The following is a 13,032-nucleotide window of genomic DNA, read 5'->3' on the forward strand; positions in this document are numbered from 1 at the left end:
CGATGAGGAACCTCCCCTCCCTCACCCGTCGCGGCCTGTTCGTGGGCACCGCCGCCACCGCGGCCGTCGCCGCCCTGCCGGCCACCGGCACGGGCGGGCGCGCGTGGGCCGCCGCGCCCGCTGCCGTACGGCGGGCGCGAGCCGCCCTGGCGGCGCAGACCGCCGACGGCTTCGCGGGCGTCCCCGCGCTGGGCCTGTCCGGCACCACCGGCGGCGCGGGCGGCCCGGTGGTCACCGTCACCGACGCCGACACGTTCCTGGACTACTGCGACCGCAACGAGCCCTACGTGATCCAGGTCTCGGGTACCCTGCGCATCAGCAGCAAGCAGGGCGTCCGCTCGAACAAGACCATCATCGGTCTGGGCACCGACGCGGAGATCACCGGCGGCGGCCTGGACATGTACCGCAGGCAGAACGTCATCATCCGGAACCTGCGGTTCACCGGTGCCGAGGACGACTCCCTCAGCATCCAGCAGTCCTCGCACCACATCTGGATCGACCACTGCACCTTCAGCACGGGCGCGGACGGTCTGATCGACATCGTACGCGGCGCGGACTGCGTCACCGTCTCCTGGAACCACTTCCACGACCACAGCAAGACCATGCTGATCGGCCACTCGGACGCCAACGGCAGTCAGGACCGGGACAGGCTGCGGGTCAGCTTCCACCACAACTTCTTCGACGGCACGGCCCAGCGCCATCCACGCGTCCGCTTCGGCGAACCCGTGCACGTCTACAACAACTACTACCGGAACAACACCCTCTACGGCGTGGCGTCCACCGAGGACGCGGGCGTGCTGGTGGAGGGCAACTACTTCGAGGACGTCGCCCACCCGATCTACTCCGGCTACGACGACAGCGGACCCGGCCGGGTGGTGGAACGGAACAACCTCTACGTGCGCTGCGGACAGCCCGAGACGCTCGGCACCGTCGTCGAACCACGCACCTACTACGCGTACACCCTCGATGACCCCGCAGACCTCCCCGCCATCGTTCCCGCCGGTGCCGGCGCCGGCCGGATCTGAAGGAGTCCTCGTGTCAGAAATTCCACCGATCACCCGCCGCGGCCTGCTCACGGGCACCACCGCCACCGCGGCCGCCGCCCTGTTGGCCGTCGGCGCGGCCCCGCGCGTCCGGGCCGCCATCGCCCCGGGCCGGCTCGCCACCGCGGCGGCACAGAGCGCCGACGGCTTCGCGAGCGTCAGCGCGCTCGGTCTGACCGGCACCACGGGCGGTGTCGCCGGGCCCACCGTCACGGTGACCACCGGCGCCCAGCTCGCCAACTACGCGGGCCGCAACTCCCCCTGGACCATACTGGTTTCCGGCCGCATCGAGATCGACGGCATGATCACCGTGGTGGCCGACAAGTCGATCCTCGGCGTCGGCTCCGCCGCCGAGATCACCGGCGGTGGTCTCCAACTCGGCTCCACGACCAGGCCCGGCAACAATGTCATCATCCGCAACATCCGTTTCACCCGTGCCTCCGACGACTCCGTCAGCGTCACCAACCGCGCCCACCACGTGTGGATCGACCACTGCGACTTCTCGCAGGGCTACGACGGACTGCTCGACATCAAGCGGGAGTCGGACTACGTCACCGTCTCCTGGAACCACTTCCACGACCACAGCAAGACCTGTCTGCTCGGCCACAACGACAGCTACACCGCCGACCGGGGCAAGCTGCGCGTGACGTACCACCACAACTTCTTCGACGGCACCGACCAGCGCCACCCGCGCGTCCGGTTCGCCGAGCCGGTGCACGTCTACAACAACTACTACCGGAACAACCGGCTCTACGGCGTGGCCTCCACCGAGGACGCGGGCGTGCTGGTGGAGGGCAACTATTTCGAGAACGTCGCCCACCCGATCTACTCCGGCTACGACGACAGCGGACCCGGCCGGGTGGTCGAGCGGAACAACCTCTACGTCGGTTCCGGGGCGCCCCAGACGCTGGGCACGGTGATCGAGCCGCGCACCTTCTACACGTACACCCTCGACGCCCCGTCGACCATCCCCACCACCGTCCCGGCCGGCGTCGGTGTCGGCAGGATCGTCTGACCAGGAGGCACACGATGCACCGCGGAAACACCCTCCTCCTCACGGCCCTGGCCGCACTGACCGCCACGGCCGCCGCCCCCTCACCCGCCCCTGCGGCCCCTGCCCCACTGGCGGAGTCGGCACCCACCGGGTTCGCGAGCGTCGACGCATGGGGCCAGAAGGGGACCACCGGCGGCGCGGGCGGACCGACCGTGACCGTCTCCACCGCCGCCGACCTCATCGCCGCCGTCAGGGCCGAGGGCCCGCGCACCGTCCGCGTCGACGGCATGATCACGCTGCCCGCAGGCATGTACGACGTCAGCTCCGACAAGACGATCGTCGGCGTCGGCGCGAGTTCCGGCATCACCGGCGGCGGCCTCAACATCGGCCTCCCGGCGAGCGACAACGTCACCGCACCGCCCGCGAACGCCGTGCACAACGTCATCGTCCGCAACCTGACGTTCAAGAACGCCAGTGACGACTCCATCAACATCCAGATGTTCTCGCACCACATCTGGATCGACCACAACGACCTGTCCGCCGGATACGACGGGCTGCTCGACATCAAGCGGGGCTCCAGCTACATCACCGTCTCCTGGAACCACACCCACCACCACGCCAAGAACATGCTGCTGGGCCACTCCGACAAGAACAGCGCCCAGGACACCGGCCGGCTGAAGGTGACCTACCACCACAACTGGTACGACCGCACCCCGCAGCGCAATCCGCGCACCCGCTTCGGCGACCCCGTGCACATCTACAACAACTACTTCCTCGACAACAGCGACACCGGCCCCGCCTGCAACGCGGACTCCGGCTGCTTCATCGAGGGCAACTACTTCGACGACGTCGAAGAGCCCATGACCAACAGCTATTCGGGGCCGGAGGGCAACATCGTCGAACGGAACAACGTTTTCGTCGGCGACACCGGTGAACCGGTCACGGGCGGCAGCGTCGAGGACCCGGCGGACTACTACGACTACACCGTCGACGACCCCCGGACCGTCAAGGACGCCGTAATGCGCGGCGCGGGCCCGGGCACCATCGGCCTCTGAGCCGGATCCCGTACGTGCCTCGTCCCGTGGGGACGAGGCACGTACGGGACACCCCGGCCGGCGTCCTCACGCAGCCGCGCAACGGCTGCGTCCTGCTCGACGGCCTGGCCACGGCCCACCCTGGCGCGTCCGAGCTGAGGTCGTGCTCACGAAGCCGGAGGCGGACCGACTGCAGACACAGCGGACGGGCCGGGTCACGACCCGGAAAGAACGAGGGCGATGTGCCGACCGAGCGGCTGTTCCACTAGGGCCTGTGTGATGTCGTGATCAATCGGCTGTTCGCAGGAGGTCCTCGAGCCAGATCATCGAGGCGCGGAGTTTGAACCGCTCCGGGTTCGGTAGAGACTGGTCTGCCCCGGGTCTGATGGAGTCGGGTTGCTGGAGAATTGACTGATCCAGCAGCATCCGGAGGCCACCATGCCCCGCAGCTATCCGCCCGAATTCCGCCGCCGGGTCCTCGACCTTGTCGCATCCGGCCGCAAGGTCGCCGAGGTCGCCCAGCTCCTGGGCGTCAGCGACCAGACGATCTACAACTGGCGCCGCCAGCATCTGATCGACACCGGGCAGATCCCCGGTACTACCAGCAGTGATCAGGCTGAGCTGGTCACGGCTCGTAAGCGCATCGCCGAGCTTGAGACCGAGCTGGCCATCCACCGCCGGGCCGCGGAACTCCTCGGCGAGGCGACCCGCCCAAAAGGCGGTACGAAGCCATCCGCGTGATGGCTGACGAGGGCCTGCCGGTCCAGCTGGCCAGCCGCGCACTGCACGTCGCGGAGTCCGGCTACTACGCCTGGAAGGACCGCCCGCCCTCGGCCCGCATGGTCCGGCACGCCTGGCTGACCGAGGCCATCATCGGCATCCACACCGCCTCACGCGGCACCTACGGCTCCCGCCGGGTGCACGCCGAACTCGCCCTGGGTCTGGGCATCCACGCGCACCACGGCACCGTGGAACTGCTGATGCGGCGGGCCGGCCTGCACGGCCTGCCGGGCAACCGAGCCCGTCGGCGGCCCAGGCTGCAGACACCGTCGGTCGCCGACCTGGTGGAACGCAACTTCACCCGTCACGCCCGGGACCAGCTGTGGGTCACCGACATCACCGAACACCCCACGATGGAGGGCAAGGTGTACTGCGCTGTGGTCCTGGACGTCTTCGCCCGCCGAGTGGTGGGCTGGTCCATCGACGCGTCTCCGACCGCCGCATTGACCACCCATGCACTGAGCATGGCCATCGGCAACCGCCATCCCCAGCCCGGCGGCACCATCATCCACTCCGATCACGGAGTGCAGTTCGGCTCCTGGGCGTTCACCGAACGAGCCCGCGCCTCCGGTCTCCTACCGTCCATGGGCTCGATCGGGGACTGCGTGGACAACGCGATGATGGAGTCCTTCTGGGCCCGGGTCCAGGTAGAACTGCTCAACCGCCGACGCTGGCGGACCAGGCTGGAGCTGTCCACGGCACTCTTCGAGTACCTGGAGATCTTCCATAACCGCCAGCGCAGGCACTCGGCCCTGGAGATGCTCACTCCGGTCGAGTACGAACTACGTGCAGCACCTGTAGCGTAAAACCAAGCGACACGACTCCATCAAACTCAGGACACTCCGTCGGACTCTACGAAACTCGGGGCAGCTCAACCGCCTTACGCACCCGACCTGAACCCGGTCGAAGGCATCTGGTCACCGGTCCGACGCGCGGGCCGGAACAACATCGCCTTCACCGACCCCGACCACCTGATGCACGTCCTGCGCCGCACCCCCCTCCGCGAACTCCAGTACCGCAGCGAAACCATCGACGGATGCCTCGCCGCAACCGGACTCACCCTGACGACATCACGCCGACAAATTCAGTAGCGGGTTCGGGTCGGTCAGCCGGCTCAGGGGGCCCCGCAGCCGCCGTACTCAAGGGAGCTCACTGCGTTCTCGAAGAGGAACAGAAGCTCCTGCTTCGCACCCGGCATTATGGTGTAGTGGTAGCCGCGGTAGTCGGCATCGGTGTAGATGCAGACGGGCCCCGCGGCACGGTTCCACACCGAGCTGGCTCGGTCGTTCCACGCCCAGCCGAGGTTGGGGATGTCCACCCGATACTGGAGCTGCAGGTTGCTCCCGGTGAGGTTGTGGCCGTCGTAGAGGCAGATCTGGCCTTCTTCGCAGCGGGTCACGGGTTCATCAGCCGATGCGGTTCCCGGAGCCGCCAGTACGGCGGTGGAGGCGAGGACTGCTCCTACTACCGAGGTCTTGAACGTCAGTTTCATGAGTACTTCTTCCCGTCGTTGCCCGTGAAAGCACGGCCATGGCGCAGCCGCCTACTGCCCCTCTTCTTCAAGGGCATGCAGTCATGAACGGCTTGCGCACGCACACGGTTCAACCATAAAGCTGTCGACCTGCGCAAGTTCGCCGAAACCCGGGACTGGCTGACCATCTACTAACCGCCGCCCTACGCACCCGACCTCAACCCCGTCGAGGGGATCTGGTCGCTCCTGCGGCGCGGCCGGCTCTCGAACGTCGCCTTCAGCACCCCCGAACACCTCGTCCAGACCGTCCGACGCGGGCTGCGGCACATCCAGTACCGCAACCACCTATCGACGGCTGCCTCGCGGAGACCGGCCTGACCATCCGACCCACCTGACACGAGGCGACATCACGAGTTCAACCTCAGTAGGGTTCGGACAGGCGGGCGTTGAGCTCTGCCTGCTTCTCGTCCCACGCTTCCTCGATGGCGTCGAACTCGTCCCTAGCGTCTCCCAGCCAGCCGTGGAGGCTTTCGCCTGCGGCCTTCCATTCCTGCCTGGGCTTCGGTAGCTTCCGCCGGTCGAGACGGGCCTCAAGGCACCGCCAGATGTCGTGGAAGGCGACCTCGTACGCTTGGTAGGTGTGTTCTTCCGCGTGAACCATCCGCGCGACCGGGGGGGCGCTGCTGATGATGCCGACGGAGGTTCGCAGACGCTTCCTCACGTCCCGGTCCTGGAAGGCGAGGACTGCCGTCATGCACTCCTCCAGGAACTCGGTCGCGGCCCGCTGATCCTTGAGGAGATCGGGGTCCACACGGACGCGGCGGAGCTGTGCGAGCAGGGCGGCGGCAGCCCGTTCCTCAGCGGCGGACTCACGGCCGCGTCTGCTGTCCCGGACGACGAGGACGGTCCCGAGCAGGCCGGCGACGGCGCCCACGAGACCACCGATGATCGCTTCAAGCATGGCGCAGCGCTCCCGCGTGATGCGGCTCATCGCCCGGCTCGCACCCGGGCTTCGCCACCACCAGCTCCGAGAACGCACGGTCGTCTGGGACGCGCTCAAGCTGACTTCCCCGGAGCTGGAGACCTGGATGAGGGCCCTCAGCGTGGACGGCGCCGCGGCCGCGCGGGCGTGCCGGGCCCTCGGCATCAGACCCGCCGCCCTCGATGTCGTTTTGGACGGCCGGCAAGTCCGCCGTCGGCTGCGCGAGGGTACGACGGTCACCGCCCTGCTGGCCCTGGCCACCGAGCGCGGCATCGACCTGTGCCGACGATGACCTGCCCGGTCCGTTGGGCGCTGTCACGTTGTTGGGTGGGTAGCTGTCTGATGGTGCGTCGTGGTGTGGTGGAGCCGGTTCCGGGTGCTCGGGCCGTGGCGGGGAGGCCGGCGACTCCGGTGATCTGCTCCCAGATTGCAAAGCGGACGGTCATTTCGGCGCGGTAGTGGTATGCGGGCATCAGATGGCGGCGGGGCCGGAAGTGAGGTGAGATGCCGCTGAACGCGGACAGAAACCGCTGGGCTCCGCCCACGGAGTGGAGGTCACGAACTTCCGGCACCAGGCGGCACGGCAGCCGAATAGACTCAAGAAGGCTCCTCTGACCAGCAGAGATAGCGAACTGTAACTGGAGTAGTAGAAGGGCCTGAGTGACCTGCCGGAACCCGCTGAGAACGGCGGCGGCCGGTCGGAGACCTACCGGGGAGAGCGGCCGATGACTCAGCGGCTCACAGTGGTTTCGCGGTCGGTGCGTGACAGCTTCTCGGGATTGCGCACGGCGTAGAGCCCAGTGATGAGGCCGTCGTCGAGGTGCACTGCCAGGACGGTATCGACCTTGCCGCCCAGCCGGAGAGTGAGCGCTGGGTAGCCATTGACCTGTGTCGGCCGCAGCAACACTGCGGAGTCAATCCTGCCCAGCACGTGGGCCACCCTGTCGGCGCCCACGACGGGCGCAAGCGCGGCCTCTACGATTCCGCCACCGTCAGTCAGCAAGACGACATCTGGCGCGATCATGTCGAGCAGGCGCTGCAGGTCGCCCGTCTCGATTGCTCGCTGGAACGCCTCGAGCGCGTCGCGGGTCTCTGCGGGAGAGACGACCTCGCGCGGTCGGCGCGCAGCTACGTGCGCCCGCGCCCGGTGCGCGATCTGGCGGACCGCGACTGGGCTCTTGTCGACGGCCTCTGCGATTTCGTCGTATTCCAGATCGAACACCTCGCGCAGCACGAACACCGCCCGCTCGGTCGGGGCGAGCGTCTCCAGCACCAGCAGCATCGCCATCGAGACGCTGTCGGCCAGCTCGACGTCCTCGGCCACGTCGGGCGTGGTCAGCAGTGGTTCGGGCAACCAGGGGCCGACGTAGGACTCCTTACGCCGACGGAGCGTGCGCAGCCGGCTCAGAGCCTGTCGAGTGGTGATCCGGACCAGGTAGGCACGCTGATCCCGCACCGTGTGGAGGTCGACGCCCGTCCAGCGCAGCCACGTCTCCTGGAGGACGTCCTCGGCGTCGGCGGCAGAGCCGAGCATCTCGTAGGCGACGGTGAACAGCAGGTTGCGGTGGGCGACGAACGCCGTGGTAGCGGAGTCCATGTGGCTGTCACGAGCGGGCGGCTCGGCTGTGTTCCCTGTCCACTCGCTGCGCTCGCTCATGGTCGGCTCCCGATGTTCGTTCTCGACCGTGTCACGCACAAGACGCCGGCCCCAGCCGCTCTGTGACACCCACGGTCGGTGGCCTATGTCACGTGTCGGGGAGGAAGTGCATGTCGACGAGCCTGCGGCCGTAGCCGGTGCAGGTCTCGCAGCGGCCGCCGGTGGTATTGAAGCTGAACCAGGAGACGTCGACGCCGCGCGCGTGCCGTACCGGTGGCGGCGAACAGTTTACGGACGATGTCGAACGCCTTGCTGTACGTGGCCGGGTTGGATCGCGGCGCGCGCCCGAGGGGTTCCTGGTCGACCACGGCGACCCAGCCGAATCCGTCCAGTCCGGTCACCTCGCGCACAGTGTCGGCGATCGTGCCTTTGAGAGCGGCCGCCGCGCCCGCGGCGAGTGCGCCCAGGAAGCTGCTCCTGCCGCTGCCGTGTTGTGGGCGCGCAGGCCGTGCAGTTCCACCCAGTCGGCGTCATCGCGGACCGGGCGGGGGGCACAGCGCAGCCGCGGCCTGTTGCCGGCCAGGCAGCGGCCGGTGACCGAGGTGGGGTTGGCGGCGGCCAGGGCGGGTGAGCCAGAGACCAGGACCTCGCCGCCGAGACGGCCCGCGCCGGGGCCCATATCGACGATCCAGTCGGCGCGGGCGATCAGTTCGGGATCGTGTTCGACGAGGAGGACGGTGTTGCCGGCTTCACGCAACTCCAAGGCGATGCCGAGGAGGTGATTCTTGTCCGCCGGGTGCAGCCCGGCGCCGGGTTCGTCCAGGATGAAGACGACGTCGCTCAGCTCGGTGCCGAGCTGAGCGACGAGCCGGGTGCGCTGCAACTCGCCGCCGGACAGTGTGGCGGCGCTGCGGGACAGCTGCAGGTGGGCCAGGCCAAGCCGGTCCAGGAGGCGGATCCGGCGTCCGAGGTCTTGCAGCAGGGGCTCGCCGGCGGTGCGCTGCCGGGTGTCGAGGGAGTCGGCGACGTGCCCGGCCCAGCGGCAGACCTCGCGTACATCCACGTCCAGCAGCTCGGGGTAGGTCAAGCCGCCGAGACGTACGGACCGGGCGACCCGATCGGATCCGCTGCCGTGACAGGCGCCGCAGGGCTGCTTGCGCATGTACGTGAGGTAGCGCTGCTTGGCGTCGGCCGTCTGGGCGTTGGCGAACACTCGTTCCACCTCGGCGAGCGCGCCGCGCAGCGGTTGGCTGGGGGTGTAGGTCATACGAGCTGTCTCGTTCTTGTTCGGGATGTCGATGGTGGCCTCGAGCGCCTCCCCGCCGGTGCCGTACAGGATCTCGTGCTGGAAAGCTGCGGGCAGCGACTGCCAGGGGCGGTCGAGGTCCACGTCGCGTTTGACGGCGAGTGCGGGGACGAACATGTGCTCTCCGGACCGCCATTTGGCGTACCAGGGGGAGGCGCCTTCGAAGAGGGAGCAGCGTGTGGGGCCGGCATGCGCGTGTCTGGCACGGGCGGGGTCACGCCTTGTCCGCCTTCCCACCGAGCTTGGCGAGGTCGGGGGCGAACACGGCCATCCACTGCGGGTGCAGTCGGTAGAAGACCACGTCGTTGTCCCAGTCGAAGGCGTCGTCGCCATAGAAGTCCCGGAAGTACGCGAGCAGGTCCGGCCAGTCGGCGGCCGGCTCGCCGTCTCGGGGGTTGAGGACCTCCGCGGTGCCGTGTGTGAACACGCCCAGGTCCTCCCCGCGCATGTGCGCGGCGCTGACGGCGGGCCGGGCGGCGAGGTGCCGGGCCTTGGCTGCGCCGCGCGCGGTGCCGAAGTGCCATTTGCCGTGCAAGAAGTGCCCGTCCACGCCGCTGACCCGCGGCTCGCCCTTCGCCGTCACGGTGGACAGCGCAAGCGTGCACATGCCAGTGAGCACACCGGTGAGCTGTTCGGCGGTGAGCGTGCGCTCGCTGCTGATGATCGACCGCAGGTGCGCCGTGGAGCGGGCGAGCGAGGCGTCGAGGAGGGCTTGGAGCCGGTGGAGATCGTTGGGTGTCTCACGCATGAGGGTCCTTGTCTGTCCGTCGTCCCGGCCCACGCCACCACGGCACCGACCGGCGCCCCCACTGTCTCCACAAAACCCGACATCTTCTGTCGTATTTTTTTGCGGTGTCCTCTGCACCCTGCCATCGGGGTGGTCTACGCGCGTAGGTTACTTCTTGACCCTCCTGTCCGCGGATCGAGACGACGCTTCATGACCGCGGAGTTCGCCTGCGGCGCGTCGAGCTGGATGGCGAGCGGGCGGGTAGCCGCCGGTCGGCGGCACCAGCCGTCCCGGCACCGAGGGCCCGGCACCGTGCGTTGCTCTTCCCCCTCCCCCGGCAGTGCTCTCAACGCCGTCGGACCGCAGCGGATAAGAGAATCGTGGTGATGCCCTTGCTTAGACGTTGTCTCATTTGGCGAGTCTGCGGTGGCAGATGAGGGTGCGGGCGATGGCGGTGAAGGCGAGGAAGTGTTCGGCCTTGCGTTCGTGGCGGCGGTGCGGGCGGCGGCAGCCGGCCAGTCAGGACATGGTTCGTTCGATGGTCCAGCGGTGTCGGCCGAGCCGGGTGGAGGACTCGACGCCCCTGCGGGCGATGCGGTGCCGGATGCCCCGCTTGCGGAGCCATCGTCGCAGGTCGTCGTAGTCGTAGCCCTTGTCGCCGTGGAGCTTGGCGGGCCGCCGTCTGCGCGGGCCGCGCCGGGAGCGGATCGGCGGGATGCCGCGGACGAGGGGCTTGAGTGCCTGGCTGTCGTGGAGGTTCGCGCCGGAGATCCCGATCGAGAGGGGCGGACCGGTCCGCTCGGTGATCAAGTGGATCTTCGAGCCTTTCTTGCCCCGGTCGACAGGATTCGGACCTGTCAGGTCCCCCCTTTCAGGGCCCGCACGTTCACCGAGTCGATCGCGCACCGCGACCAGTCCAGCTCCCCGCGCGAGCCCAGCTCGTCCAGGACCAGGCGATGCAGCTTCGCCCAGACCCGGGCGGCGCTCCACTCGGTGAAGCGCCGGTGCGCGGTCGGCCCCGACGGGCCGAAGACCGGCGGCAACTGCCGCCAGGTGCAGCCGGAGGTGGCCACGAAGACGATCGCCGCCAGCACCTCACGGTCGCCGTACCGGCGCCGCCCACCGCCCTGCGGGCGCGTCGGTGCGGGCGGTACCACCCGCTGGAACAACTCCCACAACCCGTCCGGGACCAGCCGCTCCACGATCGTCATGCCTCAAGATTACGAGCCCAAATGAGACGACTTCCAAACGCTCCGCGGATCGTCAGGTGTCAGTCGGCCCAGGGAGGTCCCGCGTGGCCGCCGCACCGGACGTCACCCGGGCGGGCGGCGACGCGCGCGCCCGAAACGGATTTCTGTCACGTAATCAGCACTCCCGCCGAGCCGGGTGGCCGGGACAGGACACGGCTGCCCCGCAGCCCGTCCGGCGGGGCTCAGCCTTCGAGGCGGTCGAAGCGCAGGCCGGAGGAGGACTCACCTCGGCCCGGACGGGCTCGGCGCGCGGTCCAGACGAGGGTGCGGCCGCTGGCGGTTCGGGTGTGACGGACGGTGCGGGTGACGGTGACGCCCTCGCGCGGGACCTCCTCGGCATACAGCTCGTAGGGGCCGGGCAGGCAGGGATTCAGGAGACGGCCCAGGGGCACGAGAGGGCTGCCGTCCGGGGCGTTCAGCCCGGATAGGCGCAGACGGTGGGCACCGGGGCCCGCCTCAACGGGGACGAGAGGCAGCCAGTTCGCGGGCACGTCCGTGGCCAGCCGGTAGGTGAGCGTGGCCGGGACCGGGCGGGGCACGGGGGCGGCCGTGCCGGTGCGGTCCAGAGCCGCGCCGAGGGGCGTGGTGATGAGGCGTTCCACGGCCCAGGCCTGGTTGGCGCCCTCGTCGCGGGCGAGCAGCACCTCCTCGACCGGGTCGCCGTCGAGGGTGCCCGCGGTAACGGGCGGAACGAACAGGCCGGGGCGCCGTCCGCCGTCCTCGGTGCTGAGCTGGAACAGGGACCAGTGCTCGTCACCCGCCCCCTCGCCCGGGGCGGGCAGTTGGGTGGCGCCCAGCTCGGAGCTGAAGGTGTCGCCGACGACGACCGCGGTGAGCGTGGTGAGCGAGCCCACCGGCACCTCCAGCGGCACGAGGTACCAGTCGTTGCCGTAGACGGTGGCGAACTCCGCGACCAGCATGCGGCCCAGGTCGGACGGTGCGGCTTCCACGCCGCCGAAAGAGACCCGGGCGTCCTCGAACTCCCAGTAGCGGCGCGCTGGCATGCCGGGGTAGCGCAGGGGCGTGGGGAAGGTGGTGCTCAGCAGTTCTTCGCGGGCGGCGGTGGGGGCGAGGCCGGTGGGCCCGCCGGCGGTGAAGTCGGTCCAGTCCAGGGTGCCGCTCTGGTAGGCGGGCGCGGCCAGGGTGGTCTCCGCGCCGCCCTCGCTGATGCCGACGGAGAAACGGTGCTCCAGGCGCCGCGGGTCCCAGGTGCCGGTGGTGTCGGCGGCGGTGAGGTGGCGCGCGTCGTACCAGCCCAGCCAGGTCCGCAGGACGGGGATGGCCGTCGTGGGCAGGCCCCACAGCGGTGTGGTGCCGGGCGGGGCGGCGCGCAGGACCCGGGCGATGCCGTGGCCGTCGGGGACCCGGCCGCGCATGACGGCGAGGTAACGGTGCGTCGCCGGGTCGTCCGTGCCGCCTTCGGGCAGGGTGAGCGGGTGATCGGCAAGCATCCGGGCCACGGCGGCGGCGACGCTCTCGGCGGGAACCGGGGAGGCGCGCAGCAGCCGCACCATGTGCTGCCCGGCCTCGGCACCCGCGCGCAGGTCGTCGGCGATGGAGCCCGGCCCACCGGGTTCGGCCTCGGTCAACGCCTCCAGCGGGGTGGCGCCGTCGTAGGGGGCGCCGGGGCCCTCGGCGGGTCCGGGGCGGTAGCGGGTGATCCGGTCCGCGTGGCCGTGCACCCGCACCCACACAGGGCTGCCGGCGTCGTCGCCGAGGAACTCGCCGAACTGCCACTGCCGGGCCAGCATCCAGGCGGGGTCGTGGACCTGGGCCTCCAGCGAGGGGCGCAGGTCACGGGTGCGGGCCCGGGGTTCGAGCCGGGTCCAGCTCGTGATGGAAGCCATG

Annotated in this window: 10 protein-coding genes and 5 pseudogenes; 7 read left to right on the forward strand and 8 right to left on the reverse strand. The window is 69.5% G+C overall.

Translation table 11 applies throughout. The features are described 5' to 3' along the window. Positions 1 to 2: 2 nt before the first annotated feature. The 5 genes and pseudogenes from ACZ8ZB_RS00670 to ACZ8ZB_RS00690 all read left to right on the forward strand — a co-directional run. Positions 3 to 1,025 carry a pectate lyase family protein gene (locus ACZ8ZB_RS00670; protein ID WP_470735759.1) on the forward strand — a complete coding sequence of 341 codons (1,023 nt, stop codon included), beginning with the start codon at positions 3 to 5 and terminating at the stop codon, positions 1,023 to 1,025. Positions 1,026 to 1,035: 10 nt separating this feature from the next. Beyond that, on the forward strand, positions 1,036 to 2,058 hold the full coding sequence (locus ACZ8ZB_RS00675) for a pectate lyase family protein (protein WP_470735760.1): 1,023 nt from the start codon (positions 1,036 to 1,038) through the stop codon (positions 2,056 to 2,058). Between the two features lie 14 nt (positions 2,059 to 2,072). After that, complete coding sequence (locus tag ACZ8ZB_RS00680) at positions 2,073 to 3,092, forward strand: pectate lyase family protein (RefSeq protein WP_470735761.1); 1,020 nt, start codon at positions 2,073 to 2,075, stop codon at positions 3,090 to 3,092. A gap of 417 nt (positions 3,093 to 3,509) precedes the next feature. After that, positions 3,510 to 4,657: pseudogene (locus ACZ8ZB_RS00685) on the forward strand (IS3 family transposase). A 69-nt stretch (positions 4,658 to 4,726) separates the two neighbouring features. After that, a pseudogene (locus ACZ8ZB_RS00690) lies at positions 4,727 to 4,942 on the forward strand (IS630 family transposase); the annotation flags it as partial. A 23-nt stretch (positions 4,943 to 4,965) separates the two neighbouring features. On the opposite strand, the gene ACZ8ZB_RS00695 reads toward ACZ8ZB_RS00690, so the two are convergent. Next, the gene (locus ACZ8ZB_RS00695) at positions 4,966 to 5,343 is read right to left on the reverse strand and encodes a peptidase inhibitor family I36 protein (protein ID WP_470735762.1); all 378 of its coding nucleotides are present in this window, start codon (positions 5,341 to 5,343) and stop codon (positions 4,966 to 4,968) included. Positions 5,344 to 5,457: 114 nt separating this feature from the next. Here ACZ8ZB_RS00695 and ACZ8ZB_RS00700 point away from each other — a divergent pair. Then, positions 5,458 to 5,717: pseudogene (locus ACZ8ZB_RS00700) on the forward strand (transposase); the annotation flags it as partial. Between the two features lie 26 nt (positions 5,718 to 5,743). Here the strand turns inward: ACZ8ZB_RS00700 and ACZ8ZB_RS00705 are convergent. Next, complete coding sequence (locus ACZ8ZB_RS00705) at positions 5,744 to 6,283, reverse strand: hypothetical protein (RefSeq protein WP_470735763.1); 540 nt, start codon at positions 6,281 to 6,283, stop codon at positions 5,744 to 5,746. On the opposite strand from ACZ8ZB_RS00705, the gene ACZ8ZB_RS00710 reads away from it, so the two are divergent. Continuing rightward, positions 6,282 to 6,596 carry a hypothetical protein gene (locus tag ACZ8ZB_RS00710; RefSeq protein WP_470735764.1) on the forward strand — a complete coding sequence of 105 codons (315 nt, stop codon included), beginning with the start codon at positions 6,282 to 6,284 and terminating at the stop codon, positions 6,594 to 6,596. The two genes, ACZ8ZB_RS00705 and ACZ8ZB_RS00710, sit on opposite strands and share 2 nt — an antisense overlap. A 91-nt stretch (positions 6,597 to 6,687) precedes the next feature. Here ACZ8ZB_RS00710 and ACZ8ZB_RS00715 read toward each other — a convergent pair. The 6 genes and pseudogenes from ACZ8ZB_RS00715 to ACZ8ZB_RS00740 form a co-directional block, all read right to left on the reverse strand. Next, positions 6,688 to 6,852, reverse strand: a pseudogene (locus ACZ8ZB_RS00715) (IS6 family transposase); the annotation flags it as partial. A 182-nt stretch (positions 6,853 to 7,034) separates the two neighbouring features. Then, the gene (locus ACZ8ZB_RS00720; RefSeq protein WP_470735765.1) at positions 7,035 to 7,961 is read right to left on the reverse strand and encodes an RNA polymerase sigma-70 factor; all 927 of its coding nucleotides are present in this window, start codon (positions 7,959 to 7,961) and stop codon (positions 7,035 to 7,037) included. A 337-nt stretch (positions 7,962 to 8,298) separates the two neighbouring features. Further along, positions 8,299 to 9,540: a hypothetical protein gene (locus ACZ8ZB_RS00725; protein ID WP_470735766.1), complete on the reverse strand. Its 1,242-nt coding sequence runs from the start codon at positions 9,538 to 9,540 to the stop codon at positions 8,299 to 8,301. Then, the gene (locus tag ACZ8ZB_RS00730) at positions 9,422 to 9,955 is read right to left on the reverse strand and encodes a pyridoxamine 5'-phosphate oxidase family protein (RefSeq protein ID WP_470735767.1); all 534 of its coding nucleotides are present in this window, start codon (positions 9,953 to 9,955) and stop codon (positions 9,422 to 9,424) included. Before ACZ8ZB_RS00730 ends, ACZ8ZB_RS00725 begins: the two co-directional genes overlap by 119 nt. 387 nt (positions 9,956 to 10,342) lie before the next feature. Beyond that, positions 10,343 to 11,145: pseudogene (locus ACZ8ZB_RS00735) on the reverse strand (IS5 family transposase). 221 nt (positions 11,146 to 11,366) lie between these two features. Continuing rightward, positions 11,367 to 13,031: a hypothetical protein gene (locus ACZ8ZB_RS00740; RefSeq protein ID WP_470735768.1), complete on the reverse strand. Its 1,665-nt coding sequence runs from the start codon at positions 13,029 to 13,031 to the stop codon at positions 11,367 to 11,369. Position 13,032 lies beyond the last annotated feature (1 nt).

The organism is Streptomyces sp. 12E (assembly GCF_055633275.1).

Bases quoted from the DNA above. Each gene is read 5' to 3' on its own strand.
- ACZ8ZB_RS00725 (WP_470735766.1), bottom strand. From the start codon at position 9,540: ATGGCGACGACGCCTTCGACTGGGACAACGACGTGGTCTTCTACCGAC.
- ACZ8ZB_RS00720 (WP_470735765.1), bottom strand. From the start codon at position 7,961: ATGAGCGAGCGCAGCGAGTGGACAGGGAACACAGCCGAGCCGCCCGCT.
- ACZ8ZB_RS00730 (WP_470735767.1), bottom strand. From the start codon at position 9,955: ATGCGTGAGACACCCAACGATCTCCACCGGCTCCAAGCCCTCCTCGAC.
- ACZ8ZB_RS00670 (WP_470735759.1), top strand. From the start codon at position 3: ATGAGGAACCTCCCCTCCCTCACCCGTCGCGGCCTGTTCGTGGGCACC.
- ACZ8ZB_RS00705 (WP_470735763.1), bottom strand. From the start codon at position 6,283: ATGCTTGAAGCGATCATCGGTGGTCTCGTGGGCGCCGTCGCCGGCCTG.
- ACZ8ZB_RS00740 (WP_470735768.1), bottom strand. From the start codon at position 13,031: ATGGCTTCCATCACGAGCTGGACCCGGCTCGAACCCCGGGCCCGCACC.
- ACZ8ZB_RS00710 (WP_470735764.1), top strand. From the start codon at position 6,282: ATGGCGCAGCGCTCCCGCGTGATGCGGCTCATCGCCCGGCTCGCACCC.
- ACZ8ZB_RS00680 (WP_470735761.1), top strand. From the start codon at position 2,073: ATGCACCGCGGAAACACCCTCCTCCTCACGGCCCTGGCCGCACTGACC.
- ACZ8ZB_RS00695 (WP_470735762.1), bottom strand. From the start codon at position 5,343: ATGAAACTGACGTTCAAGACCTCGGTAGTAGGAGCAGTCCTCGCCTCC.